Annotated in this window: 15 protein-coding genes; 11 read left to right on the top strand and 4 right to left on the bottom strand. The window is 71.4% G+C overall.

Annotated features, from left to right (window positions below):
• Positions 1 to 190: 190 nt before the first annotated feature.
• From KVF89_RS21370 to KVF89_RS21350, 5 genes are read left to right on the top strand one after another with little or no spacing between them, the layout of a single operon-like run.
• Positions 191 to 1,657: a pyridoxal phosphate-dependent decarboxylase family protein gene (locus KVF89_RS21370; RefSeq protein ID WP_273475502.1), complete on the top strand. Its 1,467-nt coding sequence runs from the start codon at positions 191 to 193 to the stop codon at positions 1,655 to 1,657.
• Complete coding sequence (locus tag KVF89_RS21365; protein WP_257428475.1) at positions 1,654 to 2,949, top strand: lysine N(6)-hydroxylase/L-ornithine N(5)-oxygenase family protein; 1,296 nt, start codon at positions 1,654 to 1,656, stop codon at positions 2,947 to 2,949. Before KVF89_RS21370 ends, KVF89_RS21365 begins: the two co-directional genes overlap by 4 nt.
• Entirely contained in the window at positions 2,949 to 5,309 is a 2,361-nt protein-coding gene (locus KVF89_RS21360) for a GNAT family N-acetyltransferase (protein WP_257428473.1), read from the top strand. The genes KVF89_RS21365 and KVF89_RS21360 overlap by 1 nt, the downstream gene beginning before the upstream one ends.
• Positions 5,306 to 7,297 (top strand): penicillin acylase family protein, encoded by a 1,992-nt coding sequence (locus KVF89_RS21355; protein ID WP_257428471.1) that lies wholly within the window; start codon positions 5,306 to 5,308, stop codon positions 7,295 to 7,297. Before KVF89_RS21360 ends, KVF89_RS21355 begins: the two co-directional genes overlap by 4 nt.
• Positions 7,294 to 7,845 (top strand): GNAT family N-acetyltransferase, encoded by a 552-nt coding sequence (locus KVF89_RS21350; RefSeq protein WP_257428469.1) that lies wholly within the window; start codon positions 7,294 to 7,296, stop codon positions 7,843 to 7,845. Before KVF89_RS21355 ends, KVF89_RS21350 begins: the two co-directional genes overlap by 4 nt.
• Here KVF89_RS21350 and KVF89_RS21345 read toward each other — a convergent pair.
• Positions 7,834 to 8,382 carry a Uma2 family endonuclease gene (locus KVF89_RS21345; RefSeq protein ID WP_257428467.1) on the bottom strand — a complete coding sequence of 183 codons (549 nt, stop codon included), beginning with the start codon at positions 8,380 to 8,382 and terminating at the stop codon, positions 7,834 to 7,836. The two genes, KVF89_RS21350 and KVF89_RS21345, sit on opposite strands and share 12 nt — an antisense overlap.
• 262 nt (positions 8,383 to 8,644) lie before the next feature.
• Between KVF89_RS21345 and KVF89_RS21340 the strand changes: the two genes are divergently transcribed.
• Positions 8,645 to 10,150 (top strand): MFS transporter, encoded by a 1,506-nt coding sequence (locus tag KVF89_RS21340; protein ID WP_257428459.1) that lies wholly within the window; start codon positions 8,645 to 8,647, stop codon positions 10,148 to 10,150.
• Between the two features lie 150 nt (positions 10,151 to 10,300).
• Here the strand turns inward: KVF89_RS21340 and gdhA are convergent, their stop codons facing one another.
• On the bottom strand, positions 10,301 to 11,674 hold the full coding sequence (gene gdhA / locus KVF89_RS21335) for an NADP-specific glutamate dehydrogenase (RefSeq protein ID WP_257429168.1): 1,374 nt from the start codon (positions 11,672 to 11,674) through the stop codon (positions 10,301 to 10,303).
• 178 nt (positions 11,675 to 11,852) lie between these two features.
• Here gdhA and KVF89_RS21330 point away from each other — a divergent pair, with 178 nt between their 5' ends.
• The 3 genes from KVF89_RS21330 (at position 11,853) to KVF89_RS21320 (ending at position 17,913) form a co-directional block, all read left to right on the top strand.
• Positions 11,853 to 14,018, top strand: coding sequence for a molybdopterin oxidoreductase family protein (locus tag KVF89_RS21330; RefSeq protein WP_372497952.1), 2,166 nt, complete (start codon positions 11,853 to 11,855; stop codon positions 14,016 to 14,018).
• 278 nt (positions 14,019 to 14,296) lie between these two features.
• Entirely contained in the window at positions 14,297 to 16,030 is a 1,734-nt protein-coding gene (locus KVF89_RS21325) for an ATP-binding protein (RefSeq protein WP_257428452.1), read from the top strand.
• Positions 16,031 to 16,173: 143 nt separating this feature from the next.
• A complete protein-coding gene (locus tag KVF89_RS21320) occupies positions 16,174 to 17,913 on the top strand; it encodes an ELWxxDGT repeat protein (RefSeq protein WP_257428450.1) in 1,740 nt (579 codons plus the stop codon).
• A 17-nt stretch (positions 17,914 to 17,930) separates the two neighbouring features.
• Here KVF89_RS21320 and KVF89_RS21315 read toward each other — a convergent pair whose 3' ends face one another.
• Positions 17,931 to 19,259: an MFS transporter gene (locus tag KVF89_RS21315; protein WP_257428448.1), complete on the bottom strand. Its 1,329-nt coding sequence runs from the start codon at positions 19,257 to 19,259 to the stop codon at positions 17,931 to 17,933.
• Between the two features lie 339 nt (positions 19,260 to 19,598).
• Between KVF89_RS21315 and KVF89_RS21310 the strand changes: the two genes are divergently transcribed.
• Entirely contained in the window at positions 19,599 to 19,997 is a 399-nt protein-coding gene (locus KVF89_RS21310) for a hypothetical protein (RefSeq protein ID WP_257428446.1), read from the top strand.
• Between the two features lie 244 nt (positions 19,998 to 20,241).
• Here the strand turns inward: KVF89_RS21310 and KVF89_RS21305 are convergent, their stop codons facing one another.
• Positions 20,242 to 21,735, bottom strand: coding sequence for a hypothetical protein (locus tag KVF89_RS21305; RefSeq protein ID WP_257428444.1), 1,494 nt, complete (start codon positions 21,733 to 21,735; stop codon positions 20,242 to 20,244).
• A 151-nt stretch (positions 21,736 to 21,886) separates the two neighbouring features.
• Here KVF89_RS21305 and KVF89_RS21300 point away from each other — a divergent pair, with 151 nt between their 5' ends.
• The gene (locus tag KVF89_RS21300) at positions 21,887 to 23,374 is read left to right on the top strand and encodes an FAD-dependent oxidoreductase (protein ID WP_257428442.1); all 1,488 of its coding nucleotides are present in this window, start codon (positions 21,887 to 21,889) and stop codon (positions 23,372 to 23,374) included.

Here is a 23,374-nt window from a genome sequence, read left to right as displayed (position 1 = left end):
CGCGACGAGCGGTCGGCCAGGCCACTTCCTGGCGGGCATTGACCGGGATCCGATCAAGCTGGTTCATCGGATCGCTGTCGATCACGTCGGAAGCGGGCGTGATGCGCCGCACCTGAGACAGGGGGTGCCACAGCCCGGTCCGATCTGCTTAGGTAAGGCTTACCTGATCTCGGACCGAAGTGAGCCTGTCGTGCCTCAGCTCCCCTTGCACCACGTGTTCCATCCTGCCCATGCCGACCACTACGCCGCCACTCTCGGCGAGGGTCTCGATCACCTGCTGCGCCAGCTCAAGGGGGTGAGCGGACCGGCGACCGGTATGCCACCGCACCGGGCGGCCGCCCAGGTGGCGGAGGTCGATCTCGACCAGCCGCTGGCCGATGCCACCCAGGTCCTCGACGAGATGTCGCGGCTGTGGCTCGACGACGCGGTCTGGTTCCACGAGCCGTCGTACGCCGCCCACCTCAACTGCCCGGTCGTCGTACCGGCCCTGCTGGCCGAGCTGTTCGTGGCCTCGGTCAACAGCTCGCTGGACACCTTCGACCAGAGCGTCGGAGGGACGTTCATCGAGCGGCGCCTGATCGCGTGGACGGCGGAGCGGATCGGCTACGACGAGGGCGGTGACCCGGACGGGGTGTTCACCAGCGGCGGCAGCCAGTCCAACCTGCAGGCCCTGCTGCTCGCCCGCGGCCGGCACGAGCAGGTCCCCGCCGAGCGGCTGCGCATCCTCGCCTCGGCGGAGAGCCACTTCTCGGTGCAGAAGTCCGCGCGGCTGCTCGGCCTCGGCGACGAGTCTGTGGTCAGCGTGCCGACCGACGAGCGGCACCGGATGGACCCGGTCGCGCTGGAGCGCTCGCTCGCGGCCTGCGTCGATCTCGGCCTGCGGCCGATGGCGATCGTCGCGACGGCAGGGACCACGGACTTCGGCGCGATCGACCCGCTCGACGAGATCGCCGACCTCGCCGTCGCGTACGACGCCTGGCTCCACGTCGACGCGGCGTACGGCGGCGGGCTCCTCGTCTCCCCGACCCGCCGCGACCGGCTCCGGGGGATCGAGCGCGCGGACTCGGTGACCGTCGACTTCCACAAGACCTTCTTCCAGCCGGTGTCGTCGAGCGCGATCGTCGTGCGCGACCGTGCCACGCTGCGCCCGGCGACCTGGCACGCCGACTACCTCAACCCGCGCGAGGCCACCAACCCCAACCAGGTCGACAAGAGCCTGCAGACCACCCGCCGCTTCGACGCACTCAAGCTGTGGGTGACGCTGCGGACGATGGGACCCGACCTCGTCGGCCGGTACGTCGACGCGGTCATCGACCTCGCGACGGAGGTGTACGCCGCCCACCGGGACGAGGTCGACCTCGCCTTCGCCGCCGCACCCGAGCTGAGCACCCTCGTCTTCCGCTACGTCCCGCCCGGGCCCGCGCTCGACGAGAGGGCGAGCGCCGCCCTCGCCAACGCGATCCGGGAGGAGCTCTACGCGTCGGGCCGGGCGATGATCGCGGCGACCAAGGTCGACGGCGTGCAGCACCTCAAGCTCACCCTGCTCAACCCGATGGCGACGGTCGAGGACATCACGGGGGTCCTCGGCCTCGTCCGGGCCGCCGGCGCCCGGCTGGCGCCCGCGCACCAGCGGCAGACGCTGGAGGTCGCCCGGTGATCACCCACGACTTCGTCGGCATCGGCCTCGGTCCGTTCAACCTCGGCCTGGCCTGCCTGACCGACCCGCTGCGGGCGAGCGACGACCTCGACGGTGTCTTCCTGGAGGCCCGCGACGGCTTCGACTGGCACCCCGGGATGCTGCTCGACGACGCGAGCCTGCAGGTCCCGTTCCTCGCCGACCTCGTCACGATGGCCGACCCGACCTCGCGCTGGTCGTTCCTCAGCTACCTCAAGCAGACCGGCCACCTCTACCCGTTCTACATCCGCGAGAGCTTCTACCCGCTGCGCAAGGAGTACGACGACTACTGCCGCTGGGCCGCCGAGAGCCTGCCCTCCGTGCGCTTCGGGCAGCGGGTCACCGAGGTGACGCACGACGGGACGGCGTACGTCGTGCGCAGCGCCGCCGGCGAGACCTGGCGGACCCGTCGGCTGGTCCTCGGTATCGGCACGTCCCCGCGCGTCCCGGACCCGCTCCGCCCGCTGGTCGACCACGGCATCGCGACGCACTCGGCTGACTACCTCTCCCGCAAGGCCGAGCTGCAGCAGCAGGAGCGGATCACCATCGTCGGCAGCGGCCAGAGCGCGGCCGAGATCTACCAGGACCTGCTGGCCGAGGCGCCGGACCGCGGCTACGAGCTGGTGTGGCTGACCCGCAGCCCGCGGTTCTTCCCGATGGAGTACACCAAGCTCACGCTGGAGATGACCTCGCCGGAGTACGGCGCCTACCACCGTGCGCTCCCCATCGACACCCGCGACCGGCTGGCCCGCGAGCAGCGTCACCTGTTCAAGGGGATCAGCGGCGACCTGGTCGACGCGATCTTCGACCTGCACTACCAGCAGCGGGTCACCGGCGTCGGCCCGCGCACGACGCTGCTCACCAACACCGAGGTCCGCGGCGCCCGCCCGGTCACGGGCGGCAGCGAGCTGGACCTGCTGCACGTCGAGACCGGTGAGTCGTTCGGCCTCGCCACCGGGGGCCTGGTGCTCGCCACCGGCTACGCGCCCACCCGGCCAGCGTTCCTCGACGGCGTCCGGGACCGGATCCGGTACGACGCCCGCGGTCGCTACGACGTCGCCGCCGACTACTCCGTCGACGTACGCGGCGGCGAGATCTTCGTGCAGAACGCCGAGGAGCACACCCACTCCCTGCTGGCCCCGGACCTCGGCATGGGCCCGTACCGCAACTCGGTCATCGTCGCCGCGATGCTCGGCCGCGAGGTGTACCCCGTCGAGAAGCAGGTCGCCGTGCAGACGTTCGGCGTCCCCGACCACCTGAAGCAGGCGATCTGATGCGGACCGTCACCCTCGAGCCGGTCGACGTCGAGCGCGACCTCGATCTGCTCCACGCATGGGTCACCCACCCGCGCTCGGCGTACTGGATGATGCAGGACGCCAGTCGCGACGACGTCGGCCGGGAGTACGCCGGGATCCTCGCGAACCCGCACCATGACGCCTGGCTGGGCCGGGTCGACGGGCGACCGGTCTTCCTGGCCGAGACCTACGACCCGGCGCACTCCCCGCTGGCCGGCCTGCCGGAGGTGGGCGACGGCGACCTCGGCATGCACCTGCTCGTCGCGCCGCCCGCCGGCTCCCCGGTCCGCGGCCTCACCACGACCGTCTTCGACGCGGTCATGGCGCACTGCTTCGCCGATCCGGCCGTGCGCCGGGTGGTCGTCGATCCGGACGCCCGCAACGAGAGGATCCGTGCCAAGAACGTCGCCGCCGGCTTCGTCGAGGTCCGCGAGGTCGCGCTGCCCGGCAAGACCGCGGTGCTGTCGGTCTGCTCCCGAGACGACTGGAACGCGCCGGACCTGGTCCGCGCACCTACCGAATGCGCTGTCCGGACCGCCGAGACGCAGCAGTTCCGGTTGGTGCGTGACCACGCCGACCCCGCGGACCACCTCACCCCCGAGCTGATGGACCGCGCCCAGCGGCACCTGGTGGCCAAGGCGCTGGGTGAGTTCGCCCACGAGCGGCTCCTGGCCCCCACCCCGGTCCCCGGCGAGGAGCGGTGGCGGGTCGTGGCCGGCCCGTCGTCGTACACCTTCACGGCGACGCGGCACCTCCTCGACCACTGGGTCGTCGACCCCGTCTCGATCGAGCGCACCCGCGACGGTGGCACGACCGCCCCTGACGCCCAGGAGCTGATCGCGGAGCTGGCGCCGACGCTGGGCATCCCGGACCAGCTGCTGCCGACCTACCTCGAGGAGATCGCCGCCACGCTGGCGGCCGGTGCGTGGAAGCTGCGCCACCGCGCCGTCCCGGTGGCCGACCTGGTCGATGCGGGCTACCAGGAGATCGAGTCGGCGATGACGGAGGGACATCCCGCGTTCGTCGCCAACAACGGGCGGATCGGCTTCGGCCTCGACGACTATCGCGCCTACGCGCCCGAGACCGGCCGACCGGTCCGGCTGCACTGGCTCGCCGCGCGCCGCGCCCTCACGCACCTGTCGCTGGCCGCCGACGCCACCGAGGCGGAGCTGTACGACGGCGAGCTGGTGCCGGGCGTCCGGGACCGCTTCGCCGGCCGGCTGCGCGCCCTCGGTCTCGACCCGGCCGACTACCTGTTCGTCCCCGTGCACCCGTGGCAGTGGCAGCACAAGCTGGCGATCACCTTCGCGCCGGACGTCGCGCGCCGCGACCTCGTCCACCTCGGCGCCGGCGACGACGACCACCGCCCGCAGCAGTCGATCCGCACCTTCTTCAACGCCAGCAGGCCGGAGCGGCACTACGTGAAGACCGCGCTCGCCATCCAGAACATGGGCTTCGTGCGCGGGCTCTCGCCCGCCTACATGGCGGCGACCCCGGCGATCAACGACTGGGTGGCCTCGGTCGTCGAGGCCGACGACGAGCTGAGGGCGTGCGGGTTCGAGGTGCTCCGCGAGCGGGCGGCCATCGGCTACACGGGCGATGCCTTCCACCGCGTGGCCGGCCCGTCGCCGTACCGGAAGATGATCGCGGCGCTGTGGCGCGAGAGCCCGGTGCCCCGCACCCCCGCGGGCGAGCAGCTGACCACCATGGCCGCGCTGCTGCACCGCGACGCCGACGGCGACGCGCTCGTCACCGCGTGGATCAAGGCGTCGCCGGTCGACGCGGCGACCTGGGTGCGCGGCTACCTGCGGGCCTACCTCCGTCCGCTCGTGCACTGCCTGCACGCCTACGACCTCGCCTTCATGCCGCACGGCGAGAACCTGCTGCTGCGGCTGCGCGACCACATCCCGGTCGGCGCGTTCATGAAGGACATCGGCGAGGAGGTCGTCGTGATGGCCCCTCCCGGTGGGCTGAGTCTGCCGCTGCCGGCCGAGGTCGAGCGGATCCGCGGCAGCTTCCCCGACGACGTCAAGGCGCTCGCCGTCCACACCGACATCCTTGACGGCGTGCTGCGCTTCGTCGCGGCGATCCTGGACGACGACGGGATGCTGCCCGCCGCGGAGTTCTGGGCGATCGCGCGCGAGACCATCGAGCAGCACGCGGCCGACCATCCCGAGCTGGTCGAGGCCGCGCGGCGCTACGACCTGCTGCGACCGGAGTTCCGGCACAGCTGCCTCAACCGGCTGCAGCTCCGCAACACCCTGCAGATGGTCGACCTGACCGACCAGGCCGAGTCGCTCATCTTCGCCGGCACGTTGCGCAACCCGGTGGCGCCGTGACCATCACCCGCGACGAGCACGGAATCCCCCATGTGGTGGGCGACTCCGTGCTCGCGGTCGCGCGCGCCCAGGGCCGCGCGACCGCGCAGGACCGGGCCTGGCAGCTCGAGGTCGAGCGCCGCCGCGCCGAGGGGACCTGTGCCGAGGTCTTCGGCGCGACCGCCGTCGAGTGGGACGTCCTGGCTCGCCGCGCGCTGCTCGTCGACGTCGCCCGACGGGCGTACGCCGCCCTCTCGACCCAGAGTCGCGCCTTCGTGGATGCCTACGTCGAGGGCGTCAACGAGGTCGTCGAACGCCGGTGGCAGCCGTGGACGCCGCTCGCCGTGTTCGCCGTCCAGCACCTGCTGTTCTCCGGCTTCCCCAGCCAGCTCTGGCGGCGCCACCTCGCGGCGACGACCGGCGACGAGTGGCTCCCGCTCTTCCGCACCGAGGGCCTGCCCGGGGGCAGCAACGCGCTCGTCGTCGACGGGTCCCTGACCGCCAGCGGGCTGCCGATCCTCGCCGGCGACCCGCACCGGGTGATCGAGGCGCCCGGCTGCTACGCCCAGGTGCGGCTGGTCTGCACCGACCCGCACGACCCCTTCGACGTCGCCGGCCTCACCTTCGTCGGCGTCCCTGGTGTCCAGCACTTCGGCCACGCCGGCGATGTCGCGTGGGGGATCACCAACGCGGTGGCCGACGACGAGGACGTGTACGTCGAGGAGCTGGTCCGTCATCGGGACGCGGTCATCGCTCGGGGCGCGTCGGGGTGGGAGCCGGTCGCCGGCCGGGTCGAGCAGGTGCGGGTCCGCACCGGCGCCGACAGCTACGACGTGCACGAGGTCGAGGTGCTCGTCACCGAGCGCGGCCCCGTGGTGGTCGGTGGACCGGACGAACCGGAGACGTTCAGCCTGCGCACGCCCGCCTACGTCCTGGGCGACCTCGGGCTCGACGCGATCCTCCCGCTGCTGCGCTCCCGGCGCGCCAGGGACGTGACCGCCGCCTTCGCCGGCTGGGTGGGCCCGGTCGACAACCTCGTGGTCGGCGACCGGTACGGCCGCACCGAGCACCGCGTGGTCGGGCGGATCCCCGAACGCGACGGCGATCGCCGGTGGACGGGCGGCTGGGTCGCGGACCTGCCGCGCCGGACCGGCCCGGTGCTCGTCACCGCCAACGACCGTGCCACGCCGGACTTCGAGCGGGTCGGCTCCGACTTCGCCCCGCCGCACCGGGCCCACCGGATCCGGGAGCTCCTCGACGACCGGGCGGCGGCCGGACCCCTGACGCCCGGCGCCGTCGGCGCCGTGCTCGGCGACGACCGGCAGACCGCCGGCGCCGCGCTGCTCGACACGATCGCGTCCCTGGTCGATCTCACCGACTTGTCCGCGGCGCTCCGCGACCGGCTGCTCGCCTGGGACCGCCGGATGGCCGCCGGCAGCGTCGACGCCGCTCTCTTCGCGCAGGTCCGGGCCGCCGTCGTCGATGGCCTGTCCGACGCCCCCGCGCTGCGCGGCGTCGACGGCTCCCCGCACGGCGAGCTGTTCGCGCCGTGGTTCGACCTGCGCGGCCGGATCCGGCTGTGCCTGCCCGCGATCCTGGCCGCCGGCAAGCCGTTCGGCGTCGATGTGCTGCAGCTCGTGGCGGCCGCGCTGGAGCAGGTGGCGACACAGCCCGCGCCCGCCGCGTGGGGGACCGGTCACGTCGCCGTACCCCTCACGCCGCATCAGCAGCTCGGCCTCGATGCCCCGGACGGCTCCGCGCCTCCGTACCTCGCGCTGTCCGGCGACGACGACTGCGTCCTCGCCACCCGCGCCCTCGGCGGCACCGGTGCCTGTCTGCACGGGCCGGTCGCCCGCTGGGTCTGGGACCTGGCCGGTGACAGCCGCTGGGTCGTGCCCCTCGGCGCGAGCGGCGACCCGGCCTCGCCGCACCACCACGACCAGCAGGCGGTCTGGGCGGCCGGGGGCACGATCCCGATCACCCGACCCGTCACCGAGGAGTCCGCATGACCGTCGCGATCCGCCCTGTCGTCCCCGAGCGGGACGCTGCCCTGCTGCACACCTGGGTCAGCACCCCGCGCGCGGAGTTCTGGGGGATGACCGACCACTCGGTGGCGGACGTCGCGCTGGTCTACACCTATATCGTCGAGCAGGCCCATCTGGCGGCGTACCTCATCGAGGTCGACGAGGCCCCCGTCGGCCTGCTGCAGACCTACGACCCGGAGGTCGACGAGATCGGCCGGTGGTACGACCGCCTCCCGGGCGACGTCGGGATCCACCTCCTCCTCGCCGACGACCGGCGCCGCGCCGGCCGGACCGCGGAGGTCATCGCTGCGGGGCTCGACTTCGTGGCCCACCTGCCCGGCTGCCGGCGCCTGGTCTTCGAGCCGGACGCGCGCAACACCGCCTCCGTCGCCATGATGGAGCGGGTCGGCTGCGAGCGTGGGCCGCTCGTCGACCTCCGCACGAGCATCGCCGAGAAGCCGGCGCAGTTCTTCTTCCTCGACCGGGAGCGCGCGCTGGAGATCGCGCGAGGCTTCGCGCTGTCAGGCCAGTAGCGCCGTCAGGTCGAGCTCGACGCCGCCGAGGTCGGCGACCTCGATCGAGCCCGTCGGACTGTCGTCCGTGAGGCTGAGGCCGATGTCCCAGTGCTCGCCCGCATTGACCAGGACGGCGAGGGTCCGGGCCGCGCGGTCGACGATCCAGTACTGCTGGATCCCTGATCTGCGGTAGTCGTCGGTCTTTCGGAAGAGATCCTCACTGCGCGTCGAGCGGGAGAGGATCTCGACGACCAGCACCGGCAGGTTCGGCGACCACGCCTCGTCGTCACGAACGATCTGCACCGCGACATCAGGAATCCGCAGGGTTCCGGTCGGCAGCTCGACGCCGCGGTCGTAGCGGACGATGGCGTCGGGGAACGCCTGCCGGAGAACGATCGCGAGCTCGAGGCCCACCCCGTTGTGATCGCCGCGCGCGGGCGGCGTCACGAGAGCGACGCCGTCGACGTACTCCGCCCGAACCTTCTCCGGCAGCTGATCGAACTCGGCCCGGGACATGGGGATCCGCTCGAAGCGTTCGGCGTAGGCGACATCCATGGCTGAAATCCTGACGAATCGACACATCGGTCTCCTCCAGTGTGCACGCATCTCCCGAGACGGAGAAGCGAGATCGACCGTGACGGAAGGGGCCGACACGACCCGCCCTGACCCCACGCGCTCTCCACAGACGTGAGCCCGTGAGGCGCGTGAGCCCGTGAGACGGAGTTGACGAGACGAGATCTCGGGGCGCCTCGCGTCGTTACCGCGGCAGCACAGGCTGAGGCACGACAACCGGATCTCTGCCTGCCAGGAGCCTGCGATGACCCTGACCAGCCCCGGTGGCGACCTTGCCACCCGCGCACCCGAACCGTCCCGCCGCCGCGGCCGGTGGATCGAGGACTGGCGCCCGGAGGACCCGGACTTCTGGGAGACCACCGGCGCCCCGATCGCCCGCCGCAACCTGGTCTGGTCGATCTTCGCCGAGCACCTCGGCTTCTCCGTGTGGCTGATCTGGAGCGTCAGCTCGGCCTTTCTGGTGGCGCAGGGCTTCGCGTTCTCGCCCCAGCAGCTCTTCCTCCTGATCGCGATCCCCAACCTGGTGGGCGCCCTGATCCGTGTCCCCTACACCCTGGCGGTGGGGCGCTTCGGCGGTCGCAACTGGACCATGGTCAGCGCCGGGTTGCTGCTCGTGCCGACGCTCGGCTTCGCGTACGCCGTCACCCAGCCGGGCACGCCGTACGCCGTGTTCTGCGTGATCGCCGCGACGGCGGGCTTCGGCGGCGGCAACTTCGCCAGCTCGATGGCGAACATCAACTTCTTCTATCCCGCCCGGCTCAAGGGCGCCGCGCTCGGACTCAACGCGGCCGGCGGCAACCTGGGTGTCGCGCTCATCCAGCTGTTCCTGCCGGTGCTCGTCGGCGGGGCCGGTGTCTTCGGCCTCGTGCAGGCCGGCGCGGGCGGCATCCACCTCGAGCGTGCCGCCTGGGTGTACGCCGGACTGGCGGTGGTCGCCGTCCTGGCCGCCTGCTTCCGGATGGACAACCTGGCCAACGCCCGCACCGACACCCGCCAGCAGCTGAGCATCCTCAAGCACCGGCACACCTGGGTGATGGCCTTCCTCTACATCGGCACCTTCGGCTCCTTCATCGGCTACTCCGCCGCGCTGCCGCTGCTGATCAAGCTCAACTTCTGGCACCAGACCGGTCCGGGCTCGGGGTCCGGCATCGAGTTCGCCTACTACGCCTTCCTCGGCGCGCTGGTCGGGTCGGTCACCCGCCCGCTCGGCGGCCACCTCGCCGACCGGTACGGCGGAGCGCGGGTCACGCTGCTCGCCTTCGGCGGGCTGGTACTCGGCACGCTCGGGATCCTCGGCACGCTCGCGATGCTGACCCCGATCCCGGCTGCCGGCGGCGCCGCGCAGAGCGCCGCCGTCGACACCAACACGGAGGTCTTCCCGCTCTTCCTCGGCGTCTTCCTGCTGGTGTTCGCCTGCACGGGCATCGGCAACGGGTCGACGTACAAGATGATCCCGGCCATCCACCGCGCCGACGCCATCCAGGCGACCGTCGAGGACAGCCCCGAGCGCGAGCTCGCGCTGCTCGACGGCACGCGCCGGTCGTCGGCCGCGGTCGGCATCATCGGCGCCGTCGGCGCGCTCGGCGGCTTCCTCATCCCGATCACGTTCAACAGCCCGTGGGTGAGCGAGCCGCTGGCCGCGACCCGCAGTGCCTTCGCGGTCTTCGCTGCCTTCTACGTCGCGTGTCTCGTCGTCACCTGGGCGGTCTACTGCCGCCGGGGGCGGACATACGCCGATGCCGGGATCTGAGGCGGGGATCGCGGGGGCGCGGTCTCATCACGGTATGCAGCCGAACTCGCACCTCCCGCGCCGAGTTCCACTACGGAAGTGGCGGTTGGCCTACATACCGTGATGAACCAACCCCCACCCCGGACCTGCCGGGAGCGCCCCGACCCGACCTCAGATCACGCCGAGGGCCAGCATCGCGTCCGCGACCCGGGTGAACCCGGCGATATTGGCGCCGGCGACGTAGTTGCCGGGCACGCCGTAGGTCTCGGCCGTCTCCAGGCAGCGGGCGTGGATGCCGACCATGATCTGCTCGAGCCGCTCCTCGGTGTGCGCGAAGCTCCACGAGTCGCGAGACGCGTTCTGCTGCATCTCGAGCGCACTGGTCGCCACGCCGCCGGCGTTGGCCGCCTTGCCGGGGGCGAACGCGATGCCCGCCTCGGCGAAGACCCTCACTGCGGCCGGGGTGCACGGCATGTTGGCGCCCTCGGCGACGACCGTGCAGCCGTTGCGGGCCAGGGTCAGCGCGTGGTCGCCGTCCAGCTCGTTCTGGGTGGCGCAGGGGAGGGCGATGTCGCAGGGGACGTCCCACACCGAACTGCCGGAGCTGCCGGAGCTGCCGGAGCTGTCGGGGCCACCCGCGACGAAGCGGGCCGACTCGCGCGCCTCGGCGTACGCCGACAGCCGCTCGCGGCGCACCTCCTTGACCTCCTTCAGCAGGTCGAGGTCGAGGCCCTTCTCGTCGACGACGTACCCGCTCGAGTCGGAGCAGGCGACCACGATCGCGCCGAGCTCGGTGGCCTTCTCGGCGGCGTAGATCGCGACATTCCCCGAACCCGAGACGACGACCGTCTGACCCTCGAAGGAGCTCTTGCGGGCCTTGAGGATCTCGTTGGCGAAGAACACGGTGCCGTAGCCGGTGGCCTCGGTGCGGACCAGCGAGCCGCCCCAGCCGATGCCCTTGCCGGTGAGGACGCCGGACTCGTAGCGGTTGGTGATCCGCTTGTACTGCCCGAACAGGTAGCCGATCTCGCGGCCGCCGACACCGATGTCGCCGGCGGGGACGTCGGTGTACTCGCCGATGTGGCGGTAGAGCTCGGTCATGAACGACTGGCAGAAGCGCATCACCTCGGCGTCGCTGCGACCCTTCGGGTCGAAGTCCGAGCCGCCCTTGCCGCCGCCGATGGGCATGCCGGTGAGTGCGTTCTTGAAGATCTGCTCGAAGCCGAGGAACTTGACGATGCCGAGGTAGACCGACGGGTGGAAGCGCAGGCCGCCCTTGTAGGGCCCGAGCGCGGAGTTGAACTCCACCCGGAAGCCGCGGTTGAGCTGGACCTGGCCCGCGTCGTCGACCCACGGCACCCGGAAGATGATCTGGCGCTCCGGCTCGCACACGCGTCGGAGGATCGCGGCGTCGGCGTACTCCGGGTGGCGGGCGACGACCGGACCGAGGCTGTCCAGCAGTTCGCGCGTCGCCTGGTGGAACTCGGACTCGCCGGGATTCCGGGCCAGGATCTCGTCGAAGATCGGCTGCAAGGTCGGGTTCAGGTCGTTCACGATGCTCCTTCGTACGCACGAGGACGCCGCCCACAGCGCTGTGGTGGTGTCTCTCGGAAGTTCCTAGCGTCTCATCTCGGTGACCACCCTGTGGACAGCGGGTCGTCGGTGAGACCGTGAGGACTCGTTGACACGGGGTGGGTCCGGTGATGTCCGGAGCGAAACGCGGGTGTCGTGGAATCGGATCGTGCCCCCCGCCCCGACGCAGACCCACTGTCCCTACTGCAGCCTCCAGTGCGGCATGACGATCACCCGAGGCGCGGCCGGCCCGGGTGGCTCGACCGGCAGGAGGCCGGGTCTCGAGATCGGCGCCTGGGTGGACTTCCCGGTCAACGAGGGAGCGTTGTGCCGCAAGGGCTGGGCGGCGGGCGGGCTGCGCGGCAGCAGGGAGCGGCTCACGACGCCGCTGGTGCGCGACCCGGGGACCGGCGAGCTGCGGGCGGCGGGCTGGGACGAGGCGCTCGACCTGGTCGCCGGCCGGATCCGCGTGCTGCAGGAGGCGCACGGCAAGGACGTCGTCGCGGTCTTCGGCGGCGGTGGCCTGACCAACGAGAAGGCCTACCAGCTCGGGAAGTTCGCGCGCGTGGCCCTGGGCACCAGCCAGATCGACTACAACGGCCGCTGGTGCATGAGCTCGGCGGCCAGCGCGGGCAACCAGGTCTTCGGCATCGACCGCGGCCTGCCGTTCCCGCTGGCCGACGTCGAGCACGCCGACGTGGTCGTCCTCGTGGGCTCCAACCTCGCCGAGACCATGCCGCCCGCGGCCCGCCACCTCGACCGGCTCCGGGAGCGCGGTGGCCGGGTCGTCGTCATCGACCCGCGGCTCACCCCGACCGGCGAGCGCGCCGACCTCTTCCTCCAGCCCGTGCCGGGCACCGACCTCGCCCTCGCCCTCGGGGTGCTGCACCTGCTCGACGCCCGGGGCGCGGTCGACGAGGCCTATGTCGCGGCGCGGACGACCGGCTTCGACGACGTACGCCGGGCGGCCGCCGCCTGGTGGCCGGAGCGGGTCGAGCGCACCACCGGTGTCGCCGCCGACGAGCTGCGCGCCCTCGTGACGCTGCTGGCCGGCGCCGCGGCGTCAGCCGGCGGGGAGCGGAGCGACCGACGCCCGCGGGTCATGGTGCTGACCGCCCGCGGCGCCGAGCAGCACGCCCAGGGCACCGCCACCGTGCTGGCCTGGATCGACGTGGCGCTGGCGCTCGGCATGCCGGGGAAGCCGTACGCCGGGTACGGCTGCCTCACCGGCCAGGGCAACGGGCAGGGCGGGCGTGAGCACGGTCAGAAGGCCGACCAGCTGCCCGGCTACCGGATGATCGACGACCCGGCGGCGCGGGCCCACGTCGCGGGGGTGTGGGGCGTGCCGCCGGAGAGCCTGCCCGGCAAGGGCCGGTCGGCCTACGAGCTGCTGGACTCGCTCGGGCAGCACGACGGCGGGAAGGCACTGCTGGTCCTCGGCTCCAATATCGTGGTCTCGGCGCCCAACGCCACGCGGATCACGCGGCGTCTGGAGTCCCTCGACCTGCTCGTCGTCTGCGACCTCGTCCTGTCCGAGACCGCCGCGCTCGCCGACGTCGTCCTGCCCGTCACCCAGTGGGCCGAGGAGACCGGCACGATGACCAACCTCGAGGGCCGGGTCGTCCTGCGGCGGCAGGCGCTCAGCCCGCCCGACGGCGTGCGCAGCGACCTCGACGTCCTCGCGGGCCTGGCGGAGCGGCTGGACGCACCCATCGCCTTCTCGACGGACCCGGAGGAGATCTTCGCCGAGCTGGGCCGGGCCTCCGCGGGGGGCCGGGCCGACTACTCCGGCATCAGCTACGCCCGGATCGCGGACGAGAAGGGTGTCTTCTGGCCGTGCCCCTCCGCCCCCGAAGGTCAGGCGCAGCATCCCGGCACCCCGCGGCTGTTCGCGGACTCCTTCGCCACGCCCGACGGCCGCGCCCGCTTCGTCGCGCCGGAGTACGCCGGTCCGGCCGAGCAGCCCGACCCGTCGTACCCCGTGCACCTGACGACCGGCCGGGTGCTGGCGCAGTACCAGTCCGGCGCCCAGACCCGGCGGATCCGCGACCTTGCCGACGACGGCGCGTTCGTCGAACTGCACCCGCTGCTCGCCGACCGGATCGGCGCGACCGATGGCCGGCCGGTGGTGGTACGCACGCGCCGGGGCGAGATGCGGGCGCCCGCCCGGGTGGTCACCACCATCCGTCCGGACACCGTCTTCGTGCCCTTCCACTGGGTGGGCGCCAACCGGCTCACCAACGACGCCCTCGACCCGGTCAGCCGGATGCCGGAGTTCAAGGTGTGCGCGGCCCAGGTGCTGGTGCCTGCGTCCTGACGGCGGCCTCGTGGAGATGCTGCGATCTCACATCGTGAAGTACCTGCCCGAGCATCCGCGGCCGGACCTGGCTGCTCACCGTTGGCGACGGCCACCTGTGGCCGAAGTGGATCGATCGGACGCTGGCGGCAGCAGCTGACCTGATGACGCAAGCCATGACTCCGACACTCTGACTGCCACTCGATCGCAAGCTCTCTCCCAACAAGGCTGGCCCTGATAGAGTTAGATAGAGTCTGAGAGAGTTGGGGAAGAGAGTGTCAGAGTCGAACGTGGATGCCATGGTCGAGCGACTCCGCCGCCTTGGGCTGGAGCCGACGGAGATCGAGGTCAAAGCTGCGGCCAAGGGGCTGCCGAAGACCGTCGGGGAAACGCTGAGTGCCTTCGCCAACGGCGACGGTGGAACCCTTCTGCTCGGACTCGATGAAGATGGCTTTCGGCCGGCCACTGGCTTCGACGCATCCAGGATCCGGGACGCTCTGGCCGACGTGTGTCATCAGAAGATGTCACCGCCGATCCGCACGGCAATCGAGGTCATCGACTTCGAGGGCGCTCAGGTCGTCCGCCTCGACATCGAGGAGCTCGACCCGGTCGACAAACCGTGCTTCATCACCGACCGCGGTGAATACAACGGCTCCTTCATCCGTGGCGGCGACGGTGATCGGAGACTGAGCCGCTACGAGGTCACCCAACTCCTGTCGAACCGCGAGCAACCGACCCACGACCAGGAGATCGTCGCGGAGGCAACCATCGATGATCTCGACCCCCGCCTTGTCGAGCAGGTGCTCCGCCATGCGGCCGATCGATCGCCTCGTGCCTTCGACGGCGTCGAGCCGGTCACGGCGCTCAAGAGACTCGGCGCAGTCCGGGAACTCGACGGGGTGCCACGACTGACACTGGCGGGTCTGCTGAGCCTCGGTGTCTATCCGCAGCAGTTCTTCCCGCAGCTGTTCGCATCAGTGGTCGTTCTACCCACGACCCGGATGGGCGAACTGGGCCCCGAAGGCGAGCGATTCCTCGAGAACGTGACCGTCGACGGCCCGCTCCCCGTGATCCTGCACGAGGTGACTGCGGTTCTCCGTCGCAACATGAGCCGGGCAGCCATCGTCCGCGGTCTCGGTCGCGAGGATCGCTACGACTACCCCACCGAGGTGATCCGCGAGCTGATCACCAACGCTCTCATGCACCGCGACTACAGCCCAGAGAGCCGAGGCACGCAGGTGCAGATCGAGCTGTACCCAGATCGGTTGGTCGTCAAGAGCACCGGTGGCCTCTTCGGTGGCGTGACCGTCGATCAGTTGGGTGCGGCCCGAATCGAGTCCAAGTCGCGGAACGCGACGCTGGCGAAGCTGCTTGCCGATGTCCCGCTCCCAGACCGACCGGCCGAGACCATCGCCGAGAACCGAGGGTCAGGCCTGGTCACGGCGGTCGCGGCGCTCCGCAAGGCTGGAATGTCGCCTCCCGAGTTCGACGCGGAGCCGGGGCGGCTGATGGTCACCGTGCCCCGCACCGCGCTGCTCGCGCCCCAGACCATCGAGTGGATTGCGAGCCTCGGGCTGCCGGGGCTCACGGATGCGCAGCACCTTGCTCTCGCCATCATGCGAAGCTCCGGTCGCGTCAGCGTCGGAATGCTGCGCGCCTGGGGCGTGAGCGACACCGACGCTCGCCGCGCGGTCAGGGACCTCGTCACACGTGGCGTCGCCGTTCGGACCGGCGGCAAGCGCTACGCCAGCTACCGCTTGATCGAGGAGGTCGACCAGATCTCGCTTCCGGGACTCGAGGGCTCCGCCGACCCATCCGATGCGGCGGAGCGCGAAGGAATTGAGGCCGAACTCGACGTCATCGTCCAAACGATCCAGGCGGGTCACGCCACATCGCGTGGCATGGCCGCCCACCTCGGGATGGGGTACCAGACCGTCCTTCGCCGGCTTCGCGAACTGGAGGAGCGGGGGATCGTCGCTCCAACGCGCCCCAGGCGGAGCAGCAAGCAGAGCTACCGACTCGTCGGCGAGTAGGATCGCCTGCGCCATCCGGCGAACGACATCAGGAGGCAACGCCTCCTTGTGAGGCTGGACCTCTGAGTCCGGCCGCCGGGCCCACGGGCTCACACCGTCGTCGATCCGGCCCGAACAGACCTCGCGCGAGCTAGCCTCGACCCATGAAATTTGGTGTGGCCTCGTTGCGTGCGGGTGTCGGGATCCTCGTCGCCTGTGTGCTGGTGTCGGGATGGAGCGCTCCTGCGGCGCCGAGCACCACCGTGGCGAAGCCCGAGGTCACGCTGCTGAAAGCGGGCCTCTGGATGGGGGGCGGTGAGTTCAATCGACCCGTGACCGTCGGTGGCTGGACCTATTTCGCGGGGAGCGACGGCGTCCATGGTCAGGAGTTGTGGAAGACGGACGGCACGACGGCCGGGACAGTGATGGTCAAAGACATCGGACCGAACGTCAGCCGACCGCGCAATCGTCTGAAGTCCCTCCGTGCCCTGGGGGAGGGCGTGGTCTTCACCATCGACGACGGCGTTCACGGCCGTGAGGTGTGGAGGTCAGACGGGACCGAGGCCGGGACAGTGCTGGTCAAGGACATCAACCCGGACGGCGCCGGAGTTCCGGAGGGCAACGACGTCGCGGTGTTCAGTGGGGAGTACTACTTCCTCGCCTACCAGCCCCAGAGTATCCGCTACGACTTGTGGAAGACCGACGGGACCGAAGAGGGGACTGTCCTGGTGCACTCGCACGGCGCAAACTTCCTCTTCCCGACCCGGCACGCGTTGTTTTACGGCGGAGCCCAGCCGGACGGCTCGGGCCACGAGCTCTGGCGTACCGATGGAACGCCGGAGGGCACGGTGATGGTCAAGGACATCAACCCAGGCTCCGACTCGGGCGCGCCAACAGTGACTGCCTGTGTTGGTGACGTGGTCTACCTGGCGGCGGATGACGGGATCCACGGTCGTGAGCTGTGGAGGAGTGACGGCACGCCGGAGGGCACGGTGATGGTCAAGGACATCAATCCCGTCGGCTCTGCCTTGGCGAACGGCGCCTCCATGGCCGTGGTCGGCGATGTCCTCTACGTCACCGCGGACGACGGAACCCACGGCGAGGAACTGTGGAAGAGCGATGGCACGGCGACGGGTACGACCATAGTCAAGGACATCCAGGCCCAGCCGGGGTACGGCCCGAAGCCCGTCGTCAGTCAGCAGGCCGTAGTCGGTGATCAGCTGCTCTTCACCCTGTCGATGAGAGGTGAACTGTGGAGGACCGACGGAACCCGCGCTGGGACCGTCAGGATCATCCCGCACGGACAGGAGGAGTCCGCCGTGCGCTACAGGTTGAGCGACTCGGTGGTGCTCGGAAGCCACCTCTACCTCGCGAGCTCCGAGGAGATGGTGCACGGCGCCGAGCTGTGGCGCACCGATGGCACGAGCGCAGGAACCGAGCTCGTCGTTGACAGCGTTCCAGGTCCTGGCAGCTCCTACCCGTACACCTTGACCGTCGCCGGAGACTCCCTACTCTTCGCCGATGTCGGTGGGTTGGAGAAGTTGACATACACCTACCTCGAGCCGACGGCTCCGCCGAACCGGTTCGTGCCGCCATCGCGAGGCGAGAAAAACAAGCGGAAGGGCAGCCTGGCTCTCAGCGTCACCCTGCCCGCGGCCGGACGGCTGGAGATCGCTGCCGGGCGCTTCACCAAGCCGGTCACACTCGATCTCGCCGCGCCTGGCGCCGCTTCGGTCCTGATCGAGCCGAACCGGGCGGGCAAACGGAAGCTGAGGGTGAAGCTCGTCAAGGCCCGTCGACAGGGGGGCGCCGCGAGGCTGAAGGTGACGGTCACGATGACGTTCACTCCGCTCGACGGCGAGCCCTACGCCATCACCGCCACTTATCGGCTCCGCCGGGGCTGAGCGGCCCGCTGGTCGGCTCACACTGGGCGCACGCAGGTGCACTGGGCGGCGGCGAGGGTGCCCTCGGCCGCCTCGGTCTCCGCCCGCGCCCGGCCGGCGCCGACCAGGGCCGGCTCCCGCGGCGCGACCTCGCCCGGCACCCCTTCGGGTACGACGACTGCGCGGGGCCACAGGAGCCGCGCGGCGACGGCGCCGCCGACAGCCAGCACCAGCAGGATCGACCAGGCGGCGGTCAGGCCGACGCCGGTGCCGACCCAGCCGGCGACCGGGTAGGTGACCAGCCAGGCCAGGTGCGAGAGCGAGAACTGGGCGGCGAAGAGCTTGGGCAGCGCGTCCGGGGCCGCCGAGCGGCGCAGTACCCGGCCGGTCGGGGTGACGACCAGCGCCATGCCGCCGCCGACCGCGATCCAGATCGCGCCGGTGACCCACCACGTGGTCAGCTCCGCCGCCGTCATCGCCAGCGCCGCCACTACGGCGGCGACGAGGACGGCCGAGCCGGTCATCATCACGGCGCGGTCCGCGACCCGGTCCAGGATCCGCGGCAGGGCCACGGCGACGAGGAGGGTGCCACCGCCCGAGGCGGCCAGCATCCAGGCCACGTCGGCCTGGCCGCCGCCCAGCACGTCGCGTACGTAGTTGACGGTGTTGACCACCACGATCGCGCCGGCGGAGGCCACGACGAGGTTCAGCGCCATGACCCCGCGCAGCTGGGGCGTGCGGACGAAGGCCTGGATGCCCGAGGCGACCCGCTCCCAGGCGTTCGCGGTGTCCGTCGGCCGTGCGTTCGGGATCGTGGTCGACACGACGAGCACGGCGGAGACGGCGAAGCCCAGGGAGGTGCCGACGAACAGCCGGTCGAAGGACATGAAGGTCAGCGCCACCGCCGCCAGCACCGGGCTCAGCAGGCTCTCCATCGTGTAGGCGACCTGCGAGGCGGAGAGCGCCCGCGTGTACTGCGACTCCTCGGTGACGATGTCGGGGATGACCGCCTGGAAGGTCGGGGTGAACGCCGCGGACGCCGACTGCAGGAGCGCGATCAGCACGTAGATGTGCCAGATCTCGCTGACGAAGGGCAGGGCCAGCACCACGCCGGCGCGCACCAGGTCGAGGAGCGCGAGGAAGAGGCGCCGGGGGAGCCGGTCGACGAACGCCGCCGCGAGCGGCGCGATGACGACGTAGAGCACCATCTTGATGGTGAGCGCGGTGCCCAGCACCGCCCCGGCGTCCCGTCCGGCGAGGTCGTAGGCGAGGAGGCCGAGGGCGACGGTCGCCAGCCCGGTGCCGAAGAGCGCGATGATCTGGGCGGCGAACAGGCGGCGAAAGTCGCGGATCGCGAAGAGGCTCACCACGGTCTCCCTTCTGGCGGTACGAGTCTCGGACTATACCCCTATGGGGTATCGAGATGGCGCAACGGCGCTGCCCCGGCGGGTATTCCTCGCCCTCAGCCCGATGTGACCGACGCGACCCACGGAGAACCGCTCAGCGCCGCTTCGAGAAGAAGTTCGGGATCAGGTCGCCCAACGGCACGGTCGAGGATCGGTACGTCGTCGTGCTATTGGGGAAGACTGGAGTAAGGATCATGACCAGCTTTCCGCGGAAGACGGCGTACTGCCAAGGCAACGTCTTGTTGTTCAACCCGTGACGCGTTCCCTGCTGGAAGGCACCGCCGAGCACAGGAGACACTCGTGGAGGACCTGACTGTTCGACAGTTGTGGGACCGGCTGAACGTCTACCTCGCTCAACTCGGCGAGGTCCATGAGACGCCCCTGGGGCTGAAGATTGTGGCGAAGGGCGGATCGGAAGGACCACCCGCGACAACGGAGATCGTGGTCACGCCGGAGGAGTGGGACGACTATGTGAGCACGATCTACGGAACGGGTGACCCGTCCGCCACCCCGATTCGAGGCCGGGTGCTCGACGCGCTAGGACATAAGCCGTACCTCATCTATGACGGGACCTACGACTGGGCGGCGGGTGATGAACCTGAGCTACCCGCTGACGTCGAGCCAGACGTTCAGGGCGGACGCTGGTTCGTCGTGGACGGAGACGGTCGGAAGCACTATTTCTCGGACGACTCCGGCTGACGTCTGACCTCGTGCGGCGCAACGTGACCAGCAGGAAGAAGCGTTCTTGATCGTTGCCTGAGCCGTCCATGCCGGAGTCGCCTCCCGGTAGACGACCCGGACTTCGAACCACCGTCCGGCCGCGGACGGGTTCGATCCGGCCTGCAGCTATCCGCCGATCGCTGTCGTCGCCTGTCCGGCGTCTTCGCGCGGGCCCATGTGGTCCGAGGACCTGGCTCCGCCGTGACCGTCGGACGCCGGGCGTTCATCGCCTCCGCCAGATGTGGAAGTCGTCGTACGCCGCCTGCTCGCGGTAGTGCCGGACGAAGTAGTCCTCGATCCCGCTCGCATCGACGCCCCAGGTGGCGAGGCTCTTGCCGGACACCACGACCCAGCGGGGTGCGTCCGGGCCGGTCAGCACCGCGCGCAGTTCGGTCAGCTCGGGGTCGAGGACCCGGACGGGCAGGCTCCACAGGTGGGGGTACGGGCTGGTCAGCCCGCTGCCCACCACGATGTCGGGGCGGCCGAAGGCGACCACGACGCCGTCGCCGGGGGTGGCGTGGTCGCGCAGGTAGTGCGCGATCCGGGCGTCCGTCGCGATGGCGGGATTGGCGGGGTTGACCAGCTGCTCGGTCCAGGCCGCGGCGGTCGCGACCAGGGTCAGGCCGAGACAGGCGGCCAGCGCCTGGCGGACCGGGGCGGTGGGACGGACCAGGCAGGCCAGCACCACGATGCCCGGGACGAGGCCGGTCAGGTAGTGCAGCCAGTAGCTGCCGCCGGCCACCACGCCGACCAGCTCCCACCCGGCCAGGGCGAGCCCCGCCACCGCGAGCGGAGTGCCGCGCGGTCCGTCCCGCAGCGTGTCGCGGACCGCGATGACCACCGTCGTGCCGAGGAGCGTGGCCGCGCCGCTGGCGACGAAGGCGAGCCCGAGCAGGAGCATCCGCTCCGAGGTGGCGTCGCTCGCCGACGTGTCGATCACCTCCCCGGCCCGGAGCCGGAAGACCACGACGGCCTCCCAGAGGGCAGTGGGGGAGGTGCCGCGCTCGGCGGCGGAGGCGAGGGCCGCGGCCAGGACGACGATCGAGCCGGCCGCGAAGGCCGCCGTGAGCCGGACGAGGCCGGCCACCCGACCATGGCACAGGACGATCAGCACGAGCGCGAACACGAAGGCGTCCACGACGTTCTGCTTGACGAGCGCGGCTGCCATCGCCGCCGCGCCGGCACCCGCCGCCAGCAGGAGCTGACGACGCCCGGCGGGTGCCCGCAGGGCCGCGACGAGGCCGACGACGCCGAGCATGACGAACGGCGCCGCGAGCAGCTCGCCGTTGGTCTCCGGCATGCCGAGGAGCGGGCTCGACAGCAGCGCCGCGGCGAGGATCGGGACGGCGCGGGTCGTCCAGTGCGCGCCGGGTGCCGCGAGCCGCGCGGCGAGCAGTCCCGCGAGCAGGACGACCGCCGCGCTCGCCACCCCGCCGAGCACCATCACCGCCGGCGCGGACACGCCGTCGGCGCCGAGCCCGATCGGGCCGAGCCGGGCGGTCACGCGGAAGATCCAGATCAGCAGGGGCGGCCGGTCGACCCAGTGGTCGCCGTACAGCGAGCTCCCGTCGTCCCACTGCTGCCCGACGGCGAGGAACCCGGCCGCGTCGGACGCCAGCGGCGTGCGGAGGAACGGCAGCCAGGCAGCGAACGCCACCAGCGCGGCGACGTACGTGGCCCGCGACACACGCACGTCACGTGGGGCGGGCCTCAGCATGGCCCCGACGCTAGCGGTCATACCCAGACGTTCGTCGAGCCGTCTGACGGGACCGAGACGGAGTCCCCGCGGTGAGGCCGTGAGGACTCGTTGACCTCGGCGTGCGACCCGAGCGCCCCGGCGCGAAACCTCGGTGACCTTCCATGGCTCCATGACCAGCCGACCGCACGCAGATGAGCCGCGCCGGCGGCTCGTCGTCGTCGGCTCCGGCATGGCCGCGACCCGGCTGGTCGAGGAGCTGGTCGCCCGGCGGGCACCCGCGCGGATGGACGTCACGGTCCTCGGCGACGAGGAGGTCGCGCCGTACAACCGGATCCTGCTCTCCGCCGTCCTCGAAGGCTCCCACCGGACGGAGGCACTGACACTGCGCTCGCCGGAGTGGTACGCCGCCCACGGCGTCGATCTCCGGCTCGGCGCCCGCGTCCTCGGCATCGACCGCCAGCGCAAGGACGTCATGCTCGTCGACGGCACCCTCGTGGAGTACGACGTCCTGGTGCTCGCCACGGGGAGCATCCCGTCGCTCCCGCCGATCCGCGGCCTGGTCCGGATGAACGGGTCGCTGCACGAGGCCGTGCACGCCTTCCGGTCCCTCGCCGACTGCGAGCGCCTGGTGTCCGCGCTGCCGTACAGCCGGCGTGCCGTCGTCGTCGGCGGTGGCCTGCTCGGGCTGCAGGTCGCGCGGGCGCTCGGTGCGCGCGGCATCGCGACCGAGGTCGTGGAGGGCGCCGACCACCTGCTCCACCAGCAGCTCAGCGCCCCCGCCGCCCGGATCCTGGCCCGGGACCTGAAGAGGCTCGGCGTCGCCGTCTACACCGGCGCCCGGGCCGTCCGGCTGGTCGACGGCCCCAACGGCACCGCGCTCCGCCTCGACAACGGCTACGCACTCGACACCGACCTCGTCGTGCTCACCGCAGGCGGTCGTCCCTCGACGGCGCTGGCCCGCGGCGCCGGGCTCGAGGTCCGCCGCGGCATCGTCGTCGACGACCGGCTCGCCAGCGTCACCGATCCGTCCGTCCACGCGCTCGGCGACTGCGCCGAGACCGTGGCTGCCGACGGGCGTGGCCGCACGACCGGCTTCGTGCCTCCCGCCTGGGAGCAGGCCGGCATCCTCGCGGGGGTCCTCTGCGACGAGGACGTGACGTACGACGGCAGCCGGATCGTCGCTCGGCTGCGCGCCACCGATCTCGACGTCGCCGTGCTCGGCGACGCCGCCGCCGAGGTGGCCGCCGGCGGCGAGGTGGTCGAGGTCGCGAACCCGGTCTCGGGGTCGCACCGGCGCCTCGTCGTCCGCGACGGCCGGATCGTCGCGGCCACCCTGGTCGGCGACCTGTCCCGGGTCGGCCTGATCACCCAGCACTTCGACCGGCGGACCGTCCTGGGGTCGCACGAGCCCGGACGGCTGCTGATGCCGGAGCGAACGGGAGGGGACACCGACAGGGCCGTCGGGGCCGCCGGCCCCCTTCCCGACGACACCGAGGTGTGCGCCTGCGCGGGCGTCACCGCCGGCCGGATCCGCGCCTGCTCCTCGCTGGAGCAGGTCCGCGACACCACCCGCGCGACCACCGGCTGCGGTGGCTGCGCCAGCACCGTCCGGCAGCTGCTGAGCAGCCGCCCGGCTCTCGCCACGAAAGGCTCCTGA

Source organism: Nocardioides carbamazepini (genome assembly GCF_024614185.1).
GTDB lineage: Bacteria > Actinomycetota > Actinomycetes > Propionibacteriales > Nocardioidaceae > Nocardioides > Nocardioides carbamazepini.
The sequence above is the reverse complement of the archived record's forward strand: the minus strand, read 5'-3'. Positions and strand labels throughout refer to the sequence as shown.

What these genes read in the sequence shown, in the direction of transcription:
- KVF89_RS21360 (WP_257428473.1), top strand. Translation starts at nt 2,949, where the DNA reads ATGCGGACCGTCACCCTCGAGCCGGTCGACGTCGAGCGCGACCTCGAT.
- KVF89_RS21350 (WP_257428469.1), top strand. Translation starts at nt 7,294, where the DNA reads ATGACCGTCGCGATCCGCCCTGTCGTCCCCGAGCGGGACGCTGCCCTG.
- KVF89_RS21345 (WP_257428467.1), bottom strand. Translation starts at nt 8,382, where the DNA reads ATGGATGTCGCCTACGCCGAACGCTTCGAGCGGATCCCCATGTCCCGG.
- KVF89_RS21340 (WP_257428459.1), top strand. Translation starts at nt 8,645, where the DNA reads ATGACCCTGACCAGCCCCGGTGGCGACCTTGCCACCCGCGCACCCGAA.
- KVF89_RS21325 (WP_257428452.1), top strand. Translation starts at nt 14,297, where the DNA reads ATGGTCGAGCGACTCCGCCGCCTTGGGCTGGAGCCGACGGAGATCGAG.
- KVF89_RS21320 (WP_257428450.1), top strand. Translation starts at nt 16,174, where the DNA reads ATGAAATTTGGTGTGGCCTCGTTGCGTGCGGGTGTCGGGATCCTCGTC.
- KVF89_RS21305 (WP_257428444.1), bottom strand. Translation starts at nt 21,735, where the DNA reads ATGCTGAGGCCCGCCCCACGTGACGTGCGTGTGTCGCGGGCCACGTAC.
- KVF89_RS21300 (WP_257428442.1), top strand. Translation starts at nt 21,887, where the DNA reads ATGACCAGCCGACCGCACGCAGATGAGCCGCGCCGGCGGCTCGTCGTC.